The organism is Sinomonas flava (genome assembly GCF_039531875.1).
Lineage (GTDB): Bacteria > Actinomycetota > Actinomycetes > Actinomycetales > Micrococcaceae > Sinomonas > Sinomonas flava.
In genome coordinates, this window is the sequence record NZ_BAAAQW010000012.1 from 98717 (window position 1) to 117457 (window position 18741).

General features: G+C 72.9%; 15 protein-coding genes and 1 riboswitch. Of the genes, 11 read left to right on the forward strand and 4 right to left on the reverse strand.

From position 1 onward, the window contains the following. The first annotated feature begins 85 nt into the window (after positions 1 to 85). The 5 genes from ABD298_RS16795 (at position 86) to ABD298_RS16815 (ending at position 5621) form a co-directional block, all read left to right on the forward strand. Entirely contained in the window at positions 86 to 1504 is a 1419-nt protein-coding gene (locus tag ABD298_RS16795; protein ID WP_344300946.1) for a dihydrolipoyl dehydrogenase family protein, read from the forward strand. Positions 1505 to 1588: 84 nt separating this feature from the next. Next, the gene (locus ABD298_RS16800) at positions 1589 to 2284 is read left to right on the forward strand and encodes an ABC transporter ATP-binding protein (RefSeq protein WP_344300947.1); all 696 of its coding nucleotides are present in this window, start codon (positions 1589 to 1591) and stop codon (positions 2282 to 2284) included. Next, a complete protein-coding gene (locus ABD298_RS16805; RefSeq protein WP_344300948.1) occupies positions 2281 to 4317 on the forward strand; it encodes a YhgE/Pip family protein in 2037 nt (678 codons plus the stop codon). The genes ABD298_RS16800 and ABD298_RS16805 overlap by 4 nt, the downstream gene beginning before the upstream one ends. After that, positions 4314 to 4961 carry a TetR/AcrR family transcriptional regulator gene (locus tag ABD298_RS16810; RefSeq protein WP_344300949.1) on the forward strand — a complete coding sequence of 216 codons (648 nt, stop codon included), beginning with the start codon at positions 4314 to 4316 and terminating at the stop codon, positions 4959 to 4961. Before ABD298_RS16805 ends, ABD298_RS16810 begins: the two co-directional genes overlap by 4 nt. 36 nt (positions 4962 to 4997) lie before the next feature. Then, positions 4998 to 5621 carry a hypothetical protein gene (locus ABD298_RS16815; RefSeq protein ID WP_344300951.1) on the forward strand — a complete coding sequence of 208 codons (624 nt, stop codon included), beginning with the start codon at positions 4998 to 5000 and terminating at the stop codon, positions 5619 to 5621. On the opposite strand, the gene ABD298_RS16820 is transcribed toward ABD298_RS16815, so the two are convergent. Further along, a complete protein-coding gene (locus ABD298_RS16820; protein WP_344300952.1) occupies positions 5581 to 6117 on the reverse strand; it encodes a SixA phosphatase family protein in 537 nt (178 codons plus the stop codon). The genes ABD298_RS16815 and ABD298_RS16820 overlap by 41 nt on opposite strands. A gap of 63 nt (positions 6118 to 6180) precedes the next feature. Continuing rightward, positions 6181 to 7020, reverse strand: a complete 840-nt coding sequence (locus ABD298_RS16825; RefSeq protein ID WP_344300953.1) for a winged helix-turn-helix domain-containing protein — start codon at positions 7018 to 7020, stop codon at positions 6181 to 6183. Between the two features lie 603 nt (positions 7021 to 7623). Further along, positions 7624 to 7818: riboswitch (cyclic di-AMP (ydaO/yuaA leader) on the forward strand. A gap of 6 nt (positions 7819 to 7824) precedes the next feature. On the opposite strand from ABD298_RS16825, the gene ABD298_RS16830 reads away from it, so the two are divergent. Beyond that, positions 7825 to 8667 carry an aggregation-promoting factor C-terminal-like domain-containing protein gene (locus ABD298_RS16830; protein ID WP_344300954.1) on the forward strand — a complete coding sequence of 281 codons (843 nt, stop codon included), beginning with the start codon at positions 7825 to 7827 and terminating at the stop codon, positions 8665 to 8667. A 119-nt stretch (positions 8668 to 8786) separates the two neighbouring features. Here ABD298_RS16830 and ABD298_RS16835 read toward each other — a convergent pair whose 3' ends face one another. Further along, positions 8787 to 9695: a hypothetical protein gene (locus tag ABD298_RS16835; RefSeq protein WP_344300956.1), complete on the reverse strand. Its 909-nt coding sequence runs from the start codon at positions 9693 to 9695 to the stop codon at positions 8787 to 8789. A 178-nt stretch (positions 9696 to 9873) separates the two neighbouring features. Between ABD298_RS16835 and ABD298_RS16840 the strand changes: the two genes are divergently transcribed. Both ABD298_RS16840 and ABD298_RS16845 read left to right on the forward strand, forming a co-directional pair. After that, positions 9874 to 10614: a response regulator transcription factor gene (locus tag ABD298_RS16840; protein WP_344300958.1), complete on the forward strand. Its 741-nt coding sequence runs from the start codon at positions 9874 to 9876 to the stop codon at positions 10612 to 10614. Positions 10615 to 10622: 8 nt separating this feature from the next. Continuing rightward, on the forward strand, positions 10623 to 12137 hold the full coding sequence (locus tag ABD298_RS16845) for a sensor histidine kinase (protein WP_344300960.1): 1515 nt from the start codon (positions 10623 to 10625) through the stop codon (positions 12135 to 12137). A gap of 5 nt (positions 12138 to 12142) precedes the next feature. On the opposite strand, the gene ABD298_RS16850 is transcribed toward ABD298_RS16845, so the two are convergent. Further along, on the reverse strand, positions 12143 to 13048 hold the full coding sequence (locus ABD298_RS16850) for a DMT family transporter (RefSeq protein ID WP_344300961.1): 906 nt from the start codon (positions 13046 to 13048) through the stop codon (positions 12143 to 12145). A 183-nt stretch (positions 13049 to 13231) separates the two neighbouring features. Here ABD298_RS16850 and ABD298_RS16855 point away from each other — a divergent pair, with 183 nt between their 5' ends. The 3 genes from ABD298_RS16855 to ABD298_RS16865 are packed head-to-tail and all read left to right on the forward strand — an operon-like array spanning position 13232 to position 18718. Beyond that, positions 13232 to 14620 carry a bifunctional glycosyltransferase family 2/GtrA family protein gene (locus ABD298_RS16855; RefSeq protein ID WP_344300962.1) on the forward strand — a complete coding sequence of 463 codons (1389 nt, stop codon included), beginning with the start codon at positions 13232 to 13234 and terminating at the stop codon, positions 14618 to 14620. 43 nt (positions 14621 to 14663) lie between these two features. After that, the gene (locus ABD298_RS16860; protein ID WP_344300963.1) at positions 14664 to 16709 is read left to right on the forward strand and encodes a glycosyltransferase family 39 protein; all 2046 of its coding nucleotides are present in this window, start codon (positions 14664 to 14666) and stop codon (positions 16707 to 16709) included. Then, positions 16709 to 18718, forward strand: a complete 2010-nt coding sequence (locus tag ABD298_RS16865; protein WP_344300965.1) for an ArnT family glycosyltransferase — start codon at positions 16709 to 16711, stop codon at positions 18716 to 18718. Before ABD298_RS16860 ends, ABD298_RS16865 begins: the two co-directional genes overlap by 1 nt. Positions 18719 to 18741 lie beyond the last annotated feature (23 nt).

Genomic DNA, 18741 nt, shown 5'->3' on the forward strand with positions numbered 1-18741 from the left:
TAACCTCCCACAACCTCTCCCAACCTCCCTTAACCTCCGCTTCCCCGTCCGGGCCGGGGCCTGCCCCGTCGAATAGCATCGAGGGGTGGACAGCGAGTATGACGTCATCGTGATCGGAGCCGGAGCCGCCGGCGAGAATGCAGCGGACCGGGCGGTCAAGGGCGGCCTCTCCGCGGCCCTCGTGGAGAGCGACCTGGTGGGCGGGGCCTGCTCGTACTGGGCGTGCGAGCCCTCCAAGGCGCTCCTCCGGCCCGGCGCCGCCCTGCGCGCCGCGCGCTCCGTGGCCGGCGCACGGGAGGCCGTCACCGGGTCCCTCGACATCCCACAGGTCCTCGCCCGGCGCGACGCGGCGGTCAACTCCTGGGACGACACCTCTCAGGCGGAGTGGGTGTCAGGCGCCGGCATCGAACTCGTCCGCGGGCGCGCCCGGCTCTCCGGCGCGCGGCGCGTTGTCGTGAGCGACGACCGCGGCGACCATTTCACGCTCACGGCGCGGCACGCCGTCGTGCTCGCCACCGGCTCCGCGCCCGCCGTTCCGAGGATCCCCGGCCTCCACGACGTCCCGTTCTGGACCACCAAGGAGGCCACCAGCACGCACGAGGTGCCCGAGAGCCTCGTCGTCCTGGGAGGCGGCGTCGCGGGGACGGAGCTGGCGCAGGCCTTCGGCCGGCTCGGCGCGCGCGTCACGGTCGTCGCCCGCGGCCCGCTCCTCTCGGCGTTCCCCGTGGACGCGCGCGGGCTGGTCGCCGAGGGCCTCGCGGCCGACGGTGTCGAGGTCATCGAGAACACCTCTGCGGAGCTGGTGGAGAACACGGACGACGGCGCCGTGCGCGTCTCGCTCCCGGGCGGGCGCGCGCTCGAGGCGGCTCGCCTGCTCGTCGCAACCGGGCGCCGTCCGGCGCTGGACGGGCTGGGGCTGCCCGCGTTCGGCGTCGAGCCGGTCTCGATGCGGGTCGACGAGACCGGCCGGGTGCAGGGCCTCTCCTGGCTCTACGCCGTGGGCGACTGCTCGGGCGGCCCCAAGCTCACCCACCAGGGCAAGTACCAGGCGCGCATCACGGGCGATGCCATCGCCGCCCGCGCCCGCGGGGAGCTCGCGCGGAACGAGACGGCCCAGGCCTGGAGCCCGTGGGCGCGCACCGCCGATCGGCTCGCCGTGCCCCAGGTCGTCTTCACCGATCCAGAAATCGGGATGGTCGGGCTCAGCGAGGAGGAGGCCTGGGAGGCTGGCCTCCGCGTCCGTCCGATCGCCGTGCCCCTCAATGTCGCCGCCGCGTCGCTGCACGCTGAGGACTACAGCGGCTGGGCCCAGCTGCTCATCGACGAGGACCTCCGCACGGTCGTGGGCGCCTGCTTCGCCGGGCCGGACGTCGCCGAACTCCTCCACGCCGCCACGGTCGCGATCGTGGGCGAGGTTCCGCTGGACCGGCTGTGGCATGCGGTGCCGGCGTTCCCCACGCTCTCCGAGGTGTGGTTGAGGCTCCTCGAGGCGTACGGCGTGTAATCGGCCCGGAGGTCCAGCCCGTGGAAGCACGGGCGCACCGCTCTCGGTTTTGTACTGACCGGTCAGTTTCCTACAATTGAGAGCATGCTTTCAGTTCGTGGTCTGACCGTTGTCGGACGTCACGGCGACCTCGTGCGCCCGACCTCCTTCGAGGCACGCCCGGGACGCCTCGCACTCGTCCGCGGCGACGGGCAAGACGCGCGCACCGCCTTGGCGCTGGCCGCCAGCGGCCGCTACGCCCCGGACTCGGGGACCGCCACGTGGGGTGCGTCGAGCACGGCCAGGAAGGACCTGCGCACCCTCCGCAGGGCCGCAGCGCTCGTGGACTCCCCCGGCATCAACGAGGCCGAGCTGCACCTGAGCGTGCGCGACCTCGTCGCCGAGGACCTCGCCCTCCTCCCCCGACGCCACCGCGGTGCGACGGACCCCAGAGCATGGCTCACGGTCCACGCCTTCGAGGACGTCGCCGGGGAGTGGGCCCGCAGCCTGCCGCCGCACCGGCGGGTCGAGCTCCTGACCGAGCTCGCCCTCGCGGACCCGGCGGTCCGCCTCCTCGTCGTCGACTCCCCCGACCGGCACTCCGACCGTGCCGGCGACTGGCTCCCGCGCCTCGAAGCCCTCGCCGGGAACCCGGGCCGGCCCCTCGCCGTCGTCGGCGTGGTCGCGGAGGTGCCACGGGGCTGGGAAGGGGCGGTCGCCGTCGTGGGCAATGCGGCACCGGCTGAGGGCGCTGAGGGCACGGACCTCTTCCCGCGCAAGCGCGAGGAGGCCCGGGCATGACCGTGCTGCGCCTCGCCGGCTCCGAGCTCAAGCGCATGACCTACGGCCTGCTGCCCAAGCTCACGATCCTGGCCCTCACGATGGTCCCGCTCCTCTACGGCGCCGTCTACCTGTACGCGAACTGGGACCCGTACAAGAACATGGACCGGATCCCCGCCGCCCTCGTCGTGGAGGACCGGGGCGCCGACGCAGCCGACGGCACCCGGCTCGACGCCGGGAACGACGTCGCGCAGACCCTCGTCGACGGGCACCTCTTCGACTGGCACCGAGTCTCGAGCCCGGCCGAGGCCGACGAGGGCGTCCGCACGGGCACCTACTCCTTCTCGCTGACCCTGCCGGCGGACTTCTCGGCGAACCTCGCCTCCCCCGGCAGCTTCGACTCGGCACAGCAGGCCATGCTCCAGGTCACCACGAACGACGCCAACAACTACCTCCTGTCCACGATCGTGGACAAGGTCACCACTGCGGTGCACGACGCCGTCGCCAAGCAGGTGGGCACGGAGACCGCGGCGAAGCTGCTCACCGGCTACGGGACGATCCATACCCAGCTCGCGACAGCCTCCGACGGCGCGGCCCAGCTCGCCGAGGGCCTCGACGCGCTCAAGGGCGGCGCGGCCCAGCTCGCGGACGGCACGGCGCAGGTGAGCAGCGGTGCCCGCCAGCTCGTCGCAGGCCAGACCCAGCTGCGGGACGGCGCCGTCCGGCTCCGCGACGGCTCCGCGCAGCTCGCCGCCGGCCTCGGATCGCTTGAGCAGAAGGCGGCGACGCTCCCGACGGACACGCAGCGGCTTGCCGACGGTGCGGCCCAGGTCGCGGCCGGGAACGCCGCCCTCAATGACAGGGTCCAGTCCGCGGTGGCCGCTGCAGACGCGGCCGACGCGGGCCTGCAGGAGCGCGTCCGGGCCTCCGCCCAGAAGCTCGTGGCCTCAGGCGTCCTGACCCAGGCCCAGGCAGACAGGATGGTTGCGGACGTGGCCGGCGCGCAGTCCTCGACGCCGGCCTCCGACGCCCGTGCCCAGCTCCACACCGCGGCGGCCCAGGTCCAGCAGCTCGCCACGGGCTCCCGCCAGGTCGCCGACGGCGCGGCCCAGCTCGCAGCCGGCATGCCCGCCCTCACCTCGGCCATCGGCCAGGCGTCCGACGGCGCGGCCTCGCTGTCCGCGGGCGCCGCGCAGCTCGCCTCGGGCGAGCAGGCGGCCCTCGACGGCACCCAGCGGCTCGCAGACGGCGCGGCCCAGGCGTCCGACGGCGCCGCTCAGCTCCGCGACGGGGCCGCGCGGGCCGACTCGGGCGCGCACGATCTCGCCGACGGCCTCGCCGCAGGGGCGGGGAAGGTCCCGAACCCCTCCGCCCAGCAGACCGAGGACGTCTCGAAGGTCATGGGCGACCCGGTCGCCGTCGACCGCGTCTCGCAGACCGCCGCCGGCTCCTACGGCGCCGGCCTCGCCCCGTTCTTCCTCTCGCTGTCCATGTGGGTCGGGATCTTCATGCTGACCCAGGCGATGCGCCCCGTGACCCTGCGGGCCCTCGCCTCCAACGCCCCCGCGTGGAAGGTCGCCGTGGGCGGCTGGCTTCCGTTCGTCGCGGTGGCCGCCGCGCAGGCCACGCTCCTGACGCTGGTCGTGGACTTCGCGCTCGGGCTCCACCCCGCGCACCCTGTGCTGATGTGGCTGTTCCTGCTGCTGGGCGGCGTGGCGTTCAGCGCGCTGATCCACGGCATCATCTCGTTCGTGGGGACGGCGGGGAAGTTCGTGGTGCTGGTCCTGCTGATCCTGCAGCTCGTGTCCTCCGGCGGGACCTTCCCGTGGGAAATGACGCCGGAGCCATTCAGGATCGCCCACCAGATCCTGCCCATGGGCTACGTGGTCAACGGCATGCGGCACCTCATCTACGGCGGTGACCTGTCCGGCGTCCTGCCGATCGTCGTCGGCCTGATCGGCTACACGCTGCTCGGCGGCCTGCTCAACGTCCTGGGCACCCGGAAGAACATGACGTGGCGGCTCAAGACGTTGCAGCCGGAGATCGCCGTATGAGCGCCCGGAGGACCGGCACGAGGGAACGCCTCTTCGCCGCCGCGATGGAGCTCATCGGGCAGCGCGGGACCGACGCGGTGACGGTCGACGAGATCGCAGCCGCCGCCGGCGTGGCCAAGGGCACCGTCTACTACAACTTCGGCAGCAAGAACGAGCTCGTCGCCCAGCTCCTCGAGTACGGGATGGCGCTGCTCATGCACGCCCTGCGTCCCGGGCACGCGCAGGCACGGGGTGACCTCGGCGCCACACGGGGTGACCTCGGCGAGGTGCGCGGGATGGTCGAACGGGCCTTCGGCTTCATCGAGGCGTACCCGGCGTTCGTGCGGCTGTGGATGGGCGAGCAGTGGCGGGCGGACGGCGCCTGGCAGCCGGTTCTCAGCGGGATGCGGGCGCGGGTCCTGGCCGAGATCCGCGCGGCCTTGGAACGGCTCGCTGCCCGCAGGCATCCCCGCGAGGGGCAGGACCTCGACATGGTTGCCCTCGCGGTCTTCGGCGCGGCATTCGTGGTCGGCACCGACAGGGCGGCCGACGGGGCGCGCCCGCTGGGACCCTCTGTCGAGGCGGTCGTGGGCGTCGTCGCGGGGGCCTTCGAGGCGCCCGACCAGGCCCGCGCCGCGCCACGAAAATCCACATCACACCAGTAACAGCAGAAACTCTGGTGTCCGCTCCACAATGGAAGCATGCCGGCCGCGAAGTCCCGTTTCCTGCCCCTGCGCACCAGCGCCCGGGCGACGCTCTGGAGCGCCGGCGCGGCCGCGGCGCTCGCGGCGGCGGCCGCGCTGACGCTCGACGGCGGGCTGGCTTCGCTGGCTCTGCTGGGCACGGGAGCGTTCATCGCTTCCGCCCTGTACGCGGTGCTCGCGATGTCCCGCTACGTGGTGGCAGGCGTGGCCGCTGCGGGATCCGCCCTCGCGATCGGAGCGGGCCTCGCGTTCCTCCGGCTCATCGGCCTCGCCTGGGACACGGACCCGACCGTGGTCACGTCCGTCTCCAGCCGCGATGCCGACCCGTTCTTCCTGGGCGCGCTGGCTGCCGGCGCAGTCACCCTCACGGTGCTGCTCGGCGGTGCCGTGTGGCCTGAGGCCCGCCGTACAGCACGCTCCCCACGCCGGCCCGCGACGCGCCCCGAGCAGCGCCCGGGCGGCACGGCGACCCGTCCCGGTCCCGGCCGGATCCCGGCCAGGACCGCAGCGCGGCCCGCACCGGTTCGCACCGCCGTCGCCGCGGCTCCGCGCCGCCCGGGCCGGGCGGCGTCGTCAGCGGTCAGCCCCTCTTCTTCGCGCGCGGCGCGGCGAAGTGCGTGAGCCGGGCGTCCTGACCGTCGAGTTCGGCCCACGGCGTCTCGGTCTCGAGCACGGCGAGGCCGGTGGTGGGGAAATGGCTCGCGGCGTCCATGTAGGCCTCGTGCTCCGAGTCCCGGGACGCGAGGCGCAGGACGAGGTCCTGCACCCCGGGCATGTGCGAGATGACCAGCAGCGTGCGCACGGTCTCCGGGACGTGGTTCACGACGGCGAGCATGCGGGCGGCGCTGGCGGCGTACAGGCCTGACTCGAGCTTGGGCGTGGGGGCCTTGTCGCCGAGCTCCTCGCACACCCACGTGCACGTCTGCCTCGTGCGGAGCGCCACCGAGCAGAGGATGAAGTCCGGCACGATGTGATGCCTGAGCAGCCACCTCCCCGCCTCCGGGGCGTCGGCGTGCCCGCGCTCCGCGAGCGGCCTGTCGGCGTCCGCGACACCGACTGGCCACGCCGCCTTGGAGTGACGCAGGACGACGAGGCGCTTGAGGTGGTGCTTGCTCACGCCACTAGCCTACGGGCCGCGGCGGGCGGAGCCGGCACCTGCCAGCTCCCACTCCGGCAGCGGCTAGATGGAGTACTCGGGCGCGGCCCAGACGATGACCTCGGGGTGCTCGTAGAACCGGTAGCCCTGCCCGCGCACGGTGCGGACCGTGTTCGCCAGACGGCCGAGCTTGGACCGCAGGCGGCGGATGTGCACGTCGATCGTGCGCTCGTTCGGGATCTCCTCGGCGTTCTTCCAGAGGCCCTCGAGCAGCTCGTCACGGCTCACGGTCCGCGTCCCGTTCTCCACGAGGTAGTTCAGGAGCTCGAACTCCTTGAACGTCAGGTTCAGGGTCTCGCCGTCGAGGTGGACCTCGCGGCGGGCGAGGTCGATGAGGACGCCGGCCGGGCGGGCGTCCGACTGCGGGGCCGGACGGGGCTCGGGGCGCTGCTGGCGGGCCGCGATGGTCGGGTCGCCGAAGGTGGACCGCACGACGTCGAGCGAGGAGCCGGGCGCGGAGGCTGGCGCCACCGCGACCGCCGCGTAGCTCTCGACGCCCTCGACGAGGTTCTGCGCGTACGCACGGATCTCCTGGGCGATGCGCGCGATCGAGGTGCCGGCCGCGGCGGCCTGCTGCTCGGACAGGCCCACGTAGAGGACGAAGCCGTGCGCGACGTTGTCCGGGGTGACCGCCCGCACCGGCTCAGGCCCGGCGGGGACGACCGCGGTGGGGGCGGTGATCGGGGCGTAGTCCTCGGCCAGGGAGCGGAAGGGCTGGGCGGGCCGCAGCCCCTGCTGGGCTGCGGGGTGGGCCGGAGCATCAGCCTGGCCGGGGAAGCGCGAGCCGAACGGCTGCCGGTGGCCCGGCTGGGACTTCTGGGCGTTGCGGACAGAGATGTGGACGTAGCCGGAAGCAACAGACATGGATCAGACCTCGAGAGAACTAGCCGTGAAGGCTTCGAATGCGGAGCAGATCGCCCGCGTGGGAAGGTGCTGCCCGACGCTGGGCGGAGGAACGACTGGGGCTAAACGCTGGGGTGGTGCAGTCAGCTCGACATTCGACAACAGCACGGCTCGAGGCTGGCTGGTGAGCCAGCGAGGGCTACTGCGGCTGCAGGTGCTGTTGAGTCTTTGTTCACACTGAGAGTGTGCGGCGTAACAATGCCTACAGGCAAGTAACAATGCCATTTTCATCTCACATGGTGAGATAAGCGAGGCCTTTGTGATCAGCATCACGATTCGGCGCAGGCCTGTTATGAATCAAGATTTTCACAGTTTCGGGGAATAGCCGTGTTCTCATCGAAGGATCTTCGACGAAAGGACGTCTCCCGTTCATCTTTTGTTGAACTAGCCCGAGTCTCACAATGTGGACGGTTGTGGACGTGTGCCGGAGCCCCGGCTCCGTCAGGTAGACAACCGACCCTTCGGTCAGCTAATGCCGACACAGAATCTGCCGTTATCCAAATGTGACAATGGCGGAAGCTTCCCGTACGGTATATGGGTGCCCGCAGAACGGCGGGTGCCCACGGGACCCGCTCGCCGAACTCTGCCGGCGGCCCGTTGCGTTCAGTGCAAGGCAGAGACGGAGGACCCACTTGGCGGCCGCGCCCGCTCTCCCGAGCGGAGGTGCGCCCTTGGGGTGAAGCCCATGCCCATCGGCAGGGCCGGATGGCTCGCATCCGAACCCGACAGCTAACTTCGCAGGCGCCAACGAGAGGCCCATCCGCTTTGAGCAAGTCCCCCTTCCGCGCTGCCCCGCGCCCTCATGGCCGCCGCCGCGCCTTCGACCACTCCTCCCCCCTCGCCCGCATTGCCGCGTCCTCGGGCGCCAAGTCCGGCAGCGCCTTCGACAAGCTCGGCCACCGCAGCGCCGTCGTCGCACTGTCCCTCGGCCTGCTCGCGGTCGCCGGAGGCGGCGCGGCAGCCACGGCCAACGTGAACGGCCTGGCCCGCACCTCGTCTGTCGAGGCCAGCATTCCCGAAGCCTCGGGCGATTCGATCGCCCAGTCGATCGCCGCCAGCCCCACCGAGCAGGCGGCCCTCCGTGCTGACGCCGCTGCTTCCAAGGCCGCGGCCGAGCAGGCCGCTGCGGACAAGGCGGCTGCCGAGAAGGCCGCCGCGGACCAGGCTGCCGCTGCCAAGGCTGCCGCCGACCAGGCATCGGCGGACCAGGCTGCCGCTGCCAAGGCTGCCGCCGACAAGGCTGCCGCTGACAAGGCAGCAGCGGACAAGGCGGCCGCCGCGCTCGCCGCCCAGCCCGTCGATGACCCCGCGGGCGCCAAGGCGTACGCCGCGAGCCGCCTCGCCGCCTTCGGCTGGGGCCAGGACCAGATGAGCGCCCTCGAGACCCTCTGGACCAAGGAGTCGGGCTGGAGGACCACCGCGACCAACGCCTCGAGCGGCGCGTACGGCATCGTCCAGTCGCTCCCGGGCTCGAAGATGGCGAGCGTCGGCGCCGACTGGCAGACAAACTACCGCACCCAGATCGACTGGGGCCTGAACTACATCAAGTCCCGGTACGGCTCCCCCGCCAACGCCCTCGCCTTCCACCTCGCCAACAACTGGTACTGATCACCAGCTGGCAGTGACCGGCCGCCCGAACGGCGGCCGCAGGGGGACGACGCACGACGGCGCCGCCCACCTCCCCGCGAGGCGGGCGCCGCCGTCGTGCTCGGCAGGACGCCCGGGGGTCAGCTGCTCGAGCCGGTGGTCCCGCCCGGGGCTGAACCGGCGACGCCTGAACCGCTGGAGCCTGAACCGCTGGAGCCCGATCCGCCTTGGGTTGTGGCATCCGGTGCCGAGGTCGCGCTCACGGTGAGCGCCGAGAGTCCGTCCTTGAGGGCCGTGATGCCCACAGTCTGGCCGGCGGCGAGGCTCGACGACGACCCGGACGATGCGCCTGACTGGGACCCCCGCTGGCTGCGGCCCGCCGTCCGGCTCAGGTACTCGGTCTGGGCGGTCAGTGCGTAGGTCTGCTGGAACCCGTCGGCGCTCTTCACGGTCACGGATCCCGACGACACCGCAGTGATGGTGCCGGTCTGCATGACCATCGTCACGTTCTGGCTGTCCCGCAGCACGGCGTACTCGCCGTGCAGCACCTGTCCCATGGTGCCGGCGCTCATGCCGGCGGGGCCGAAGCCGTCCGGCGCCGCACCGTCCTGAGCACTGCCGTCCTGGCCGAAGCGGGACTGGCCCCCCGTGCCGGGCTGACCGCCCGCACCCGGCTGGCCCACGCCGCCCTGCGCGCTTCCTGCGCCGCTGGTGGAGCCGGTCGCCGCATACACGGCGGCCCCGGCACCCGCCGCGAGCACGACGGCGATGCCGGCTGCGGCAGCCCCCTTCTGGGTCCGGGACATCCGGCGCCGGCCCGGCCCCTGGGGAGGAGCGGCGCCCCAGCCGGCCGCGGGCTGGCCCTGCTGCGGGGCCGGGGCACCCCATCCGGCGGCGGGCTGGGCGCCCTGCTGCCACGCGGCGTCGTGCGTCCCTGCCGGCACGCTCGGCTCGACGGAGGGCCGCGCCTGCTGGCCCGGCCGGTTCGGGTTCTGGCCTGACTGGGTGGGGCCGGGTTCGTGGGGCCGCTGCTGGTCTTCGCCGGACATTGAATCCTCCTGGGGTCGTGGTGTCCTGCTCCCAAGAGTTCGTTCCGTCCCTGTGGCGACGCTGTGCCGCCCTGCAGGACTGGCTGTGACCGGGGATAGTCTGGTCAGCGCGGGCCTCCACAGCTCGCTCAAAGCTGAGGCTCAGGCTGGGACTAAACCGTCACGGGAGGCTGGAACCATGGCAAGCCCCTTCTCCGTCAACAATCTGCCCGCCCTCACACACCCCGACGGGACCCCGATCCGCGCCCTCGTGGTGGACGACGAGCCGAGCCTCGCGGACCTCATGAGCATGGGGCTGCGCATGGCCGGCTGGAGCGTGCAGATCGCCGGGGACGGGCCCTCAGCTGTCGCCGCCGCGCGGGACTTCCGCCCGGACGTGCTGGTACTGGACGTCATGATGCCCGGCTTCGACGGCGTCGAGGTGCTCGGCCGGATCCGCCAGTTCATGCCGGAGGTCCCCGCGCTGTTCCTGACCGCGAAGGACGCGGTCGAGGACAGGATCACGGGCCTCGCCGCGGGCGGGGACGACTATGTGACGAAGCCGTTCAGCATGGAGGAGGTCATGCTCCGCCTGCACCGCCTCGTGCAGCGCTCGGGCGTCGCGGCGCAGGACGACGCCGAGCTCGTGGTCGGAGACCTCGTCCTGAACACGGACACGCGCGAGGTGACCCGCGGCGGCGAGGACATCCAGCTCACCGCCACCCAGTTCGAACTCCTGCGCTACCTGATGGAGAACCCCAAGCGAGTCATCAGCAAGGCCCAGATCCTCGACCGGGTGTGGCAGTACGACTTCGGCGGCCAGGCGAACATCGTCGAGCTGTACATCTCCTACCTGCGCAAGAAGATCGACGTCGACCGGCCCCCCATGATCCACACCGTGCGCGGCGCCGGCTACGTCATCAAACCAGCCGACGGGTGATGGCCTCCGTGGGATCCCTCTCCGCCGCCGAGCCGCGTCCCGGGCACAGCTGGCGCAACCCGGACACGTGGCACCTGCGGACCAAGCTCGTCCTGGCCACGATGCTGCTGCTCGTGGTGATCTGCTCCGTGGTGGGCACGCTCCTCTACGCCTCCATGGACCGCGTGCTCACGCAGCAGCTCGACGCGCAGCTCGCCCAGGCGAGCCACCGCGCCGCCGAGTTCGGCTCCCCGAGCGGCTCCGCGGGCACCCGCCCCGACCCGCTCGAGGCCCGAGGACAGGGCGCCGGCACCCTCAACGCGCGCGTCGCCGAGGGCAATGTGGCCGTCGGCGGCCTCATCTCCGCAGACGGCAAGCGGCTCTCCCTCCAGCAGTCCGACGCCGTGAAGCTCGCCTCGCTGCCCGTCTCGTCCCAGCCTCCGGGCGACAACAGCGGGCTCGGCGCCACGACCGCCGTCGACCGCAGCCTCAGCGTGGGCGAATACCGCCTCGTCGCGGTCCAGACCGCATACGGCGACGTGGTGGTGACCGGGCTGCCGCTCGCCCAGAAGCAGGCCACCCTCGGCTCCCTCGTCCTGACAACGCTTCTCGTCTCGCTCGGGGGGCTCGTGCTCGTCGGGCTTCTGGGGACGTGGATCATCCGCCGCACCATGAAGCCGCTCGAGGAGCTCTCCCGCGTCGCGGGGCAGGTCGCCCAGCTCCCACTCGACGCCGGCGAGGTCGCCCTCGCGGTGCGGGTGCCGGCGTCGGCCGCCCATCCCGGGACCGAGGTGGGGCAGGTGGGGAACGCCCTCAACCGGATGCTCGACAACGTTGCGGGCGCGCTCGAGGCTCGGCAGGCCTCCGAGACGCGCGTCCGCCAGTTCGTAGCCGACGCGTCCCACGAGCTGCGCACCCCGCTCACCGCGATCCGCGGGTACACGGACATGCTGAAGATGACCGAGCCCCTGACGGAACAGGGGACGGAGTCGCTCGGGCGGGTCGAGTCCCAGTCGCAGCGCATGACCCGGCTTGTCGAGGACCTCCTCACGCTCGCCCGGCTCGACGAGGGCCAGGCCCTCAAGCTCGGTCCGGTGGACCTGACGCAGCTGCTCGTCGAGACGGTCACAGACCAGAAGGTCATCGCCCCGGACCACATCTGGCGGCTCGACCTGCCGGACGAGCCGCTCGAGATCAGGGCGGACGGGGCGAAGCTCCACCAGGTCTTCGTGAACCTGCTCTCCAACGCGCGCAAGCACACCCCGGCCGGGACGACCGTGACCGCCTCCGTAGGCCGGTCCGCCCGCGGCGAGGCCGTCATCACGGTGGTCGACGACGGCCCGGGAATCCCAGCGGAGCTGCAGGCGCGCGTGTTCTCGCGGTTCGCCCGGGCCGACCAGGCCCGCACCGCGAGCGGAGGCGAGGGGTCCACCGGGCTCGGCCTCTCGATCGTGGAGGCGATCGTCGCCGCACATGGAGGGACGGTCGAGCTGACGTCGCGGCCGGGGCGGACGGAATTCGCCGTGTACCTGCCGGCGGCTTAGGCGGGTCAGCCCGAGGCCTGGGCGGACTCCGGCTGGGACGCGTCCGCGCGGGGCGCGGCCTCCCGGCGACTGGGCCGGGTCGCCATGAAGGTGCCGGCGAGGACCAAGAGGGCCCCGATGACGATGGGCACGGTCAGGGGGTCGCCGTGCAGGCTCACCCCGAGCGCGAGTGCCACGACCGGGTTGACGTACGCGATCGCGGTGGCGCGCGCCGGGCCGGCCTCCGCGATGAGCCGGAAGAACAGCAGGAACGCGACCGCCGTGCACAGCAGGCCAAGAAGGGCCAGCGAGCCGACGGCGTTCGCGGACGGCACTCGGGCCGGCCAGGTCAGGGCGGCGAACGGCGCCGAGACCACGGCGGCGACGCTCAGGCACACCGCGGTCATCGGCAGCGCGGGCACGTCGCGCAGCTTCACGGCGGCGATCTGCGGCGCGACGGCGTAGCCGACGGCGACGAGCAGCATCTCGGCGATGGGCCACGGCCCGGACGCCTGCATCCCGCCTCCCCCGAGGAGCGCGACTCCGCCGACCGCCACGACGAGGCCGATGATCCGCAGGCCCCCGATCCGCTTCTCGAGGCCGATCCCCCGCGCCACGACGAGGGCGAGCACCGGCGCGAACGCGATGAGGAGCCCGGCCAGCGAGCTCGTGATCGACCGCTCCGCGTCGCTGAGCAGGAACCACGGCCCCACCATCTCGAGCAGTGCGAAGGCGAGCACGGGCCAGCGGTGCTCCCACACCGTCCGCAGGCCCCTCAACGCGAACGGCAGGAGCACGACGGCGCCGATCGCCGTCCGCGCGAACACCACGACGGCGGGGCTCACCTCTGCGACGGCCTCGCGGATAAGCAGGTACGGGACGCCCCAGATCAGGCTCATGGCGGCGAAGAGCGCCCAGGTGCGGCGGGTCATGCCGCGCCCCCGGCGAGGCGGATCGTGCTGGTCACCCGACCACGATAGGACCCGCCACCGACAGCCGTAACCATTCGGGCCTGCCCGAATCCGAGCGGTGCGGGGACGCGGGTGCCAGCGCTCACAGTTCCGCCACAGGATGACGCTAAGGCGGTCACAAGCGCGCCCGCGAAAGTCGTAGGCATGACGCTCACGGACCCCACCACAACGGCCTCCGCCGCTGACCCAGCCCCCAGAGCAGGCGAGCCGACCGCGCAGGCGGCCGGCGGCGTCGTCCTCCCGTCCGCCGCCTCCCGGCTCCGCCCCGGCACCGCGATCGCGACGGCCGCGCTCGACGCCGCCGGCATCCCGGTCCTCGACGTCACCATCCCGGTGTACAACGAGGAGAAGGACCTCGAGGAGTGCGTGCGGCGGCTTCACGCACACCTGGGCGCGACGTTCCCGCACGGCTTCCGGATCACGGTCGCGGACAACGCCTCGACGGACGGCACGCTCCGCGTCGCCGAGCGGCTTGCCCGGGAGCTCTCGGAGGTCCGAGCGGTGCACCTGGCCGAGAAGGGCCGCGGCAATGCCCTGCGGACGGTGTGGCTCGCCTCGGACGCCCCGATCCTGGCGTACATGGACGTGGACCTCTCGACCGACCTCAACGCCCTGAGCCCCCTCGTCGCCCCGCTCCTGTCCGGCCACTCCGACCTTGCGATCGGCACGCGGCTGGCCCGGACGTCCCGCGTGGTGCGCGGCCCGAAGCGCGAGTTCGTCTCGCGCTCCTACAACTTCCTGCTCCACTCGCTCATGGGCGCCGAGTTCTCCGACGCGCAGTGCGGCTTCAAGGCCATCCGTTCCGACGTGGCCCAGCAGCTCCTCCCCCACACTCTGGACTCGGCGTGGTTCTTCGACACCGAGCTCCTGGTCCTCGCCGAGCGCTGCGGGCTGCGGTGCCACGAGGTCCCCGTGGACTGGACGGACGACCCCGACTCGAAGGTCGACGTCGTCCGGACGGCCCTCGACGACCTCCGCGGGATGTACCGGCTCACGAAGGACACGGCCCGGGGACGCATCCCCCTCGCCCAGCTCCGCGGGGCCCTCGCGCGCGGGCCCCTGCCTGCCACCGTCCCCGCGCCCGACGCGGGCGGCAGGGGCGGCCTCCTCGGCCAGCTCGTGCGTTTCGGCGCGGTGGGGGCCTTCTCCACGATCGCCTACATGGCGCTGTACCTCCTGGGCCGCACCTTCCTCGACCCGCAGTGGGCCAACTTCGCCGCCCTCCTGATCAGCGCCATCGCGAACACGGCCGCCAACCGGCGCTTCACCTTCGGCGTGCTCGGCCGGGCGCGCCTCGCGACCCACCACCTCGCGGGCCTCGCCGTCTTCGCCCTCGGCTGGGCCCTCACCTCAGGCTCCCTCGCCGGGCTGCACGCGCTCACGACGCCGGAGCGCTGGCTCGAGCTCGCGGTCGTCACCGCCGCGAACCTCGCCGCGACGGCGCTCAAGTTCCTGCTCTTCCGCCAGTGGCTGTTCCGCCGCCCCGCCTGGCCCGCGGGATCTGACCTCCAGGACGTGGCTCCCAGAAGGTGACCTCCAGAAGGTGACCCCCAGAAAGACCGAAAGGCTTCTCCCCATGACCGCATCCCTCACCCCCGACGCCCCGGCGACCACGCCGTCCGGCCAGCGGACGGCGCCGGGTTCCTCCCGCCGTCGTGCGCGCAGCTGGCCCGACTGGCGCCGTGTCGCCTTCGGCGCGGACCAGCCGCGCTGGGTCCGCCCGTCCGCCGCGGCGCTCCTCGTCGCGACGGCCTTCACCTACCTCTGGAACCTCACCAACTCCGGCTGGGCCAACGAGTTCTACGCGGCCGCGGTCCAGGCCGGCAGCAAGGACTGGACCGCGTGGTTCTTCGGCTCGATCGACGCCGCCAATGCCATCACCGTGGACAAGCCGCCCGCGGCGTTCTGGCTTCCCGGGCTCCTGGGTCGGCTCTTCGGCTTCACCTCCTTCACCATGCTCCTGCCCGAGGCGCTCATGGGCGTCGCGGCCGTGGCCCTGCTGTACGCGGCGGTCAAGCGGGTGAGCGGGCCGGCCGCGGGCCTCATCGCCGGTGCGGCGCTCGCGGCCACCCCCGTCGCGGCGCTCATGTTCCGGTTCAACAACCCGGACGCGATGCTCACGTTCTGCCTCGCCGCCGCGGCCTACATGACCGTCCGCGCGATCGAGAAGGCCGGGTGGACGTGGCTCATGGGCGCGGGCGCGCTGGTCGGCCTGGCGTTCCTGACCAAGATGCTCCAGGGCGTCATCATCGTCCCGGCGCTCGGCCTGGCCTACCTGTGGGCCGCCCCGACCACGCTGCGGCGACGCCTGGTGCACCTGTTCGGCGCGCTCGGCGGGATCATCGCCGTCGCCGGCGCCTACGTCCTCGCCTTCACGCTCACGCCCGCGAGCGCGCGTCCCTACATGGCGGGCTCGCAGACCAACAGCTTCCTCGAGCTCACCTTCGGGTACAACGGGCTCGCGCGCATCTTCGGCAACCGCGCGGGTGGCGGACAGGGCGGCTTCGGCGGCGCGGCTGCCAGCGGCGGCCCGGGCGGCGGCAACGCGGGCTTCGGAGGGACCGCGGGGATCCTGCGCATGTTCGGCACGAGCTTCGGCGCCGAGATCTCCTGGCTCCTCCCCGCGGCGCTCATCCTGCTGGTCGCCGGCCTCTGGTTCACCCGCCGCGCCGTCCGGACGGACCGCGTCCGCGCCTCCCTCATCGTCTGGGGCGGGTGGACGCTGCTGACCGCGGCCGTCTTCAGCTTCATGACCGGCACTGTCCACCCCTACTACGCGATCGCCCTCGCCCCCGGGATCGCCGGCGTCGTCGGCATCGGCTCCGCCGAGCTGTGGCGCGGCCGGGCCTACTGGCCCTCCCGGATCATGCTCGCGGTCACCGTGCTCGCCACGAGCATCTGGACCGCAGTGCTCCTCGGCCGAGACGCTTCGTGGCTGCCCTGGCTGCGGGTCGTCATCGTGGTCATGGGCGTCGTCGCTGCCGTGGGCCTCCTGGTCCGCGTCGACCGGATCAAGGTCGGCGCGATCGCCGTCGCCGTCGCGGCCCTGCTGGCCGGCGGCCTGGGCACCGCCGCATTCACGGTCGCCACGGCCTCGGTGGGCCACAGTGGAGCGATCCCCACCTCCGGCCCGTCCGGCGGCGAGGGCTTCGGCGCCGCACGCGCCGGCTTCGGCCAGGCTCGCGACCGCATAGGCACCGACGGCGCGGCGGCGGACGCCAGCGGCCAGGCGGAAGCCGGTGTCGGCAACCCCGGCGGCGGCGGCGGCCCCGGCGGCACGTCCGCTTCGAGCGAGGTCGTCGCGCTCCTGCAGCAGACCACCACCAAGTGGTCGGCCGCGACCAACGGCTCCAACTCGGCGGCCGCCCTCGAACTCGCGTCCAACACGAATGTGATCGCGATGGGCGGCTTCACCGGCAGCGACCCGTACCCGAGCCTCGACCAGTTCAAGGCTCTCGTCGCCGACGGCGAGGTCACCTACTACATCGCCGGCGGCGGCACGGGCGGCGGCTTCGGAGGCCGCGGCGGCGGCACCGACACCTCGGCGATCGCCCAGTGGGTCGAGGCGAACTTCCAGGCCCAGACGGTCGGCAGCACCACCGTGTACAGGCTGGTGGGCTGATGGCCGTCGATTCCTCCTCCCATCTGGGGGTCATCTCCTGGAGGTCACATCCCGCGGGTGCGCACGACGGCGCCCGGCCGGCCGCCGCGGCCGGTGCCGTGCGGCGGCGCGCCGAGCTCGGCGTCGTGCTCGCCGCGATCACCGCCCTCTACGTGTGGGACCTGGGGGCGAGCGGGTGGGCCAACGCGTTCTACTCGGCGGCGGCCCAGGCCGGCAGCCAGAGCTGGGAGGCGTTCTTCTTCGGTTCCTCGGATGCGGCGAACTCGATCACGGTCGACAAGCCGCCCGCCGCGCTCTGGATCATGGGCCTCTCGGTCCGGCTCTTCGGGCTCAGCCCGTGGTCGATCCTCGTCCCCGAGGCCCTCATGGGTGTGGCCACGGCGTGGATCCTGTACCTCGCGGTGCGGCGTGCCGCCCGCCCGGCGACCGGGAGCGACGGTGCGGCGCACGCGGCGGGGCTCCTCGCCGCCGTCGTGCTCGCCCTGACCCCCGTCGCGGCGCTCATGTTCCGCTTCAACAACCCCGATGCGCTCCTCGTCCTGCTCATGACGGCGGCCGCGTACGCGACGATCCGGGCCATCCAGGGCGGGCACGCCCGGTGGCTCCTGGCGGCAGGCGCCCTGCTGGGCCTCGGCTTCCTCGCCAAGCAGCTGCAGGTGCTCCTCGTGGTGCCGGGCTTCGCGCTGGCGTACCTGTGGGCGGCGCCGCAGGGTCTCGGGAAGCGGCTTCTCCATCTGGGCGGAGCGCTCGCGGCGATGGCAGCCGCCGCCGGATGGTGGATCGCAGCGGTCGAACTCGTCCCCGCGAGCGCACGGCCCTACATCGGCGGGTCCCAGACCAACTCGATCCTCGAGCTCACCCTCGGGTACAACGGCCTCGGGCGGCTCAGCGGCAACGAGGTCGGCTCGGTGGGCGGAGGCAACGGGTGGGGCCAGAGCGGGCTGCTGCGTCTGTTCTCGTCCTCGTTCGGCGGGCAGATCGCCTGGCTCCTGCCCGCGGCCCTCATCCTGGGCGCTGCCCTCCTCTGGGCGGGTCGGCGGGCGCCGCGCACTGACGCGGTGCGCGCCTCGGCGATCGTGTGGGGCGGGTGGGTCCTCGTCACGGGGCTCACGTTCAGCCTGATGGAGGGCATCATCCACGAGTACTACAGCGTGGCCCTGGCCCCCGGGATCGCGGCCCTCGTGGGCCTCGGGTCAGCGGTGCTGTGGCAGCGGCGCCGCGGCGCGTTCGACGGCGCCGCCCTCGCCGCGGCCATCGCGGCCGCCGGCCTCATGGGCGCGACACTCCTGGGCCGGGCCAGCGGCTTCGTGCCGTGGCTCGCGTGGGTGGTCGCTGCCGCCGGTCTCGCCGCGGCCGCCGTGGTGCTCGCGGGGGCCGTCGGGCTGCGGCTCCCGGGGTGGGCCGGGCGCACGACGGCGGCACTCGCCGTCGTGGGCGCCCTCGCCGGGCCGCTCGCATTCACGCTCCAGACGGTCGGCACGCCGCACTCGGGAGCGATCGTGACGGCGGGGCCCTCCTCCGGGTTCGGGCCAGGCGGCGGCCAGCGCGGAACAGCGGCCGGTGCGTTCGCCGGGCGCGCCCAGGGCGGGCCCCCCGCCGGGCAGGGCGCTTCCGGCGGTGCCACAACCGGCTTCGGTGGGGGCCGCGGAGGCGCGGGCGGGCTCCTGGGCGCGACCACGCCGTCGTCCGAGCTGGTCACCGCCCTGACAGCCGACGCGTCCGGGTACACGTGGGCGGCAGCCGTCGTGGGCTCCAACAACGCAGCTGGGTACCAGCTTGCGACCCAGCTGCCCATCATGGCCCTCGGCGGGTTCAACGGCACGGACCCGAGCCCCACCCTCGCCCAGTTCCAGCAGCTCGTCGCGGACGGGAAGGTCCACTGGTTCATCGCCGCGAACATGATGCAGGGCAGCTCGGGTTCCGATGCCGCCCGCGAGATCGCGGCATGGGTCGAGGCGGACTTCCCGGCCCAGACGATCGGGGGGACGACCGTGTACCGGCTCGGCTGAGCTCTGCCGCAACGGCGGCAGTG

Excerpts from the sequence above, each read along its gene's own strand:
- ABD298_RS16825 (WP_344300953.1), bottom strand. The coding sequence starts at position 7,020 with ATGTCTGTTGCTTCCGGCTACGTCCACATCTCTGTCCGCAACGCCCAG.
- ABD298_RS16805 (WP_344300948.1), top strand. The coding sequence starts at position 2,281 with ATGACCGTGCTGCGCCTCGCCGGCTCCGAGCTCAAGCGCATGACCTAC.
- ABD298_RS16850 (WP_344300961.1), bottom strand. The coding sequence starts at position 13,048 with ATGACCCGCCGCACCTGGGCGCTCTTCGCCGCCATGAGCCTGATCTGG.
- ABD298_RS16815 (WP_344300951.1), top strand. The coding sequence starts at position 4,998 with ATGCCGGCCGCGAAGTCCCGTTTCCTGCCCCTGCGCACCAGCGCCCGG.
- ABD298_RS16810 (WP_344300949.1), top strand. The coding sequence starts at position 4,314 with ATGAGCGCCCGGAGGACCGGCACGAGGGAACGCCTCTTCGCCGCCGCG.
- ABD298_RS16800 (WP_344300947.1), top strand. The coding sequence starts at position 1,589 with ATGCTTTCAGTTCGTGGTCTGACCGTTGTCGGACGTCACGGCGACCTC.
- ABD298_RS16835 (WP_344300956.1), bottom strand. The coding sequence starts at position 9,695 with ATGTCCGGCGAAGACCAGCAGCGGCCCCACGAACCCGGCCCCACCCAG.
- ABD298_RS16855 (WP_344300962.1), top strand. The coding sequence starts at position 13,232 with ATGACGCTCACGGACCCCACCACAACGGCCTCCGCCGCTGACCCAGCC.
- ABD298_RS16840 (WP_344300958.1), top strand. The coding sequence starts at position 9,874 with ATGGCAAGCCCCTTCTCCGTCAACAATCTGCCCGCCCTCACACACCCC.
- ABD298_RS16865 (WP_344300965.1), top strand. The coding sequence starts at position 16,709 with ATGGCCGTCGATTCCTCCTCCCATCTGGGGGTCATCTCCTGGAGGTCA.
- ABD298_RS16860 (WP_344300963.1), top strand. The coding sequence starts at position 14,664 with ATGACCGCATCCCTCACCCCCGACGCCCCGGCGACCACGCCGTCCGGC.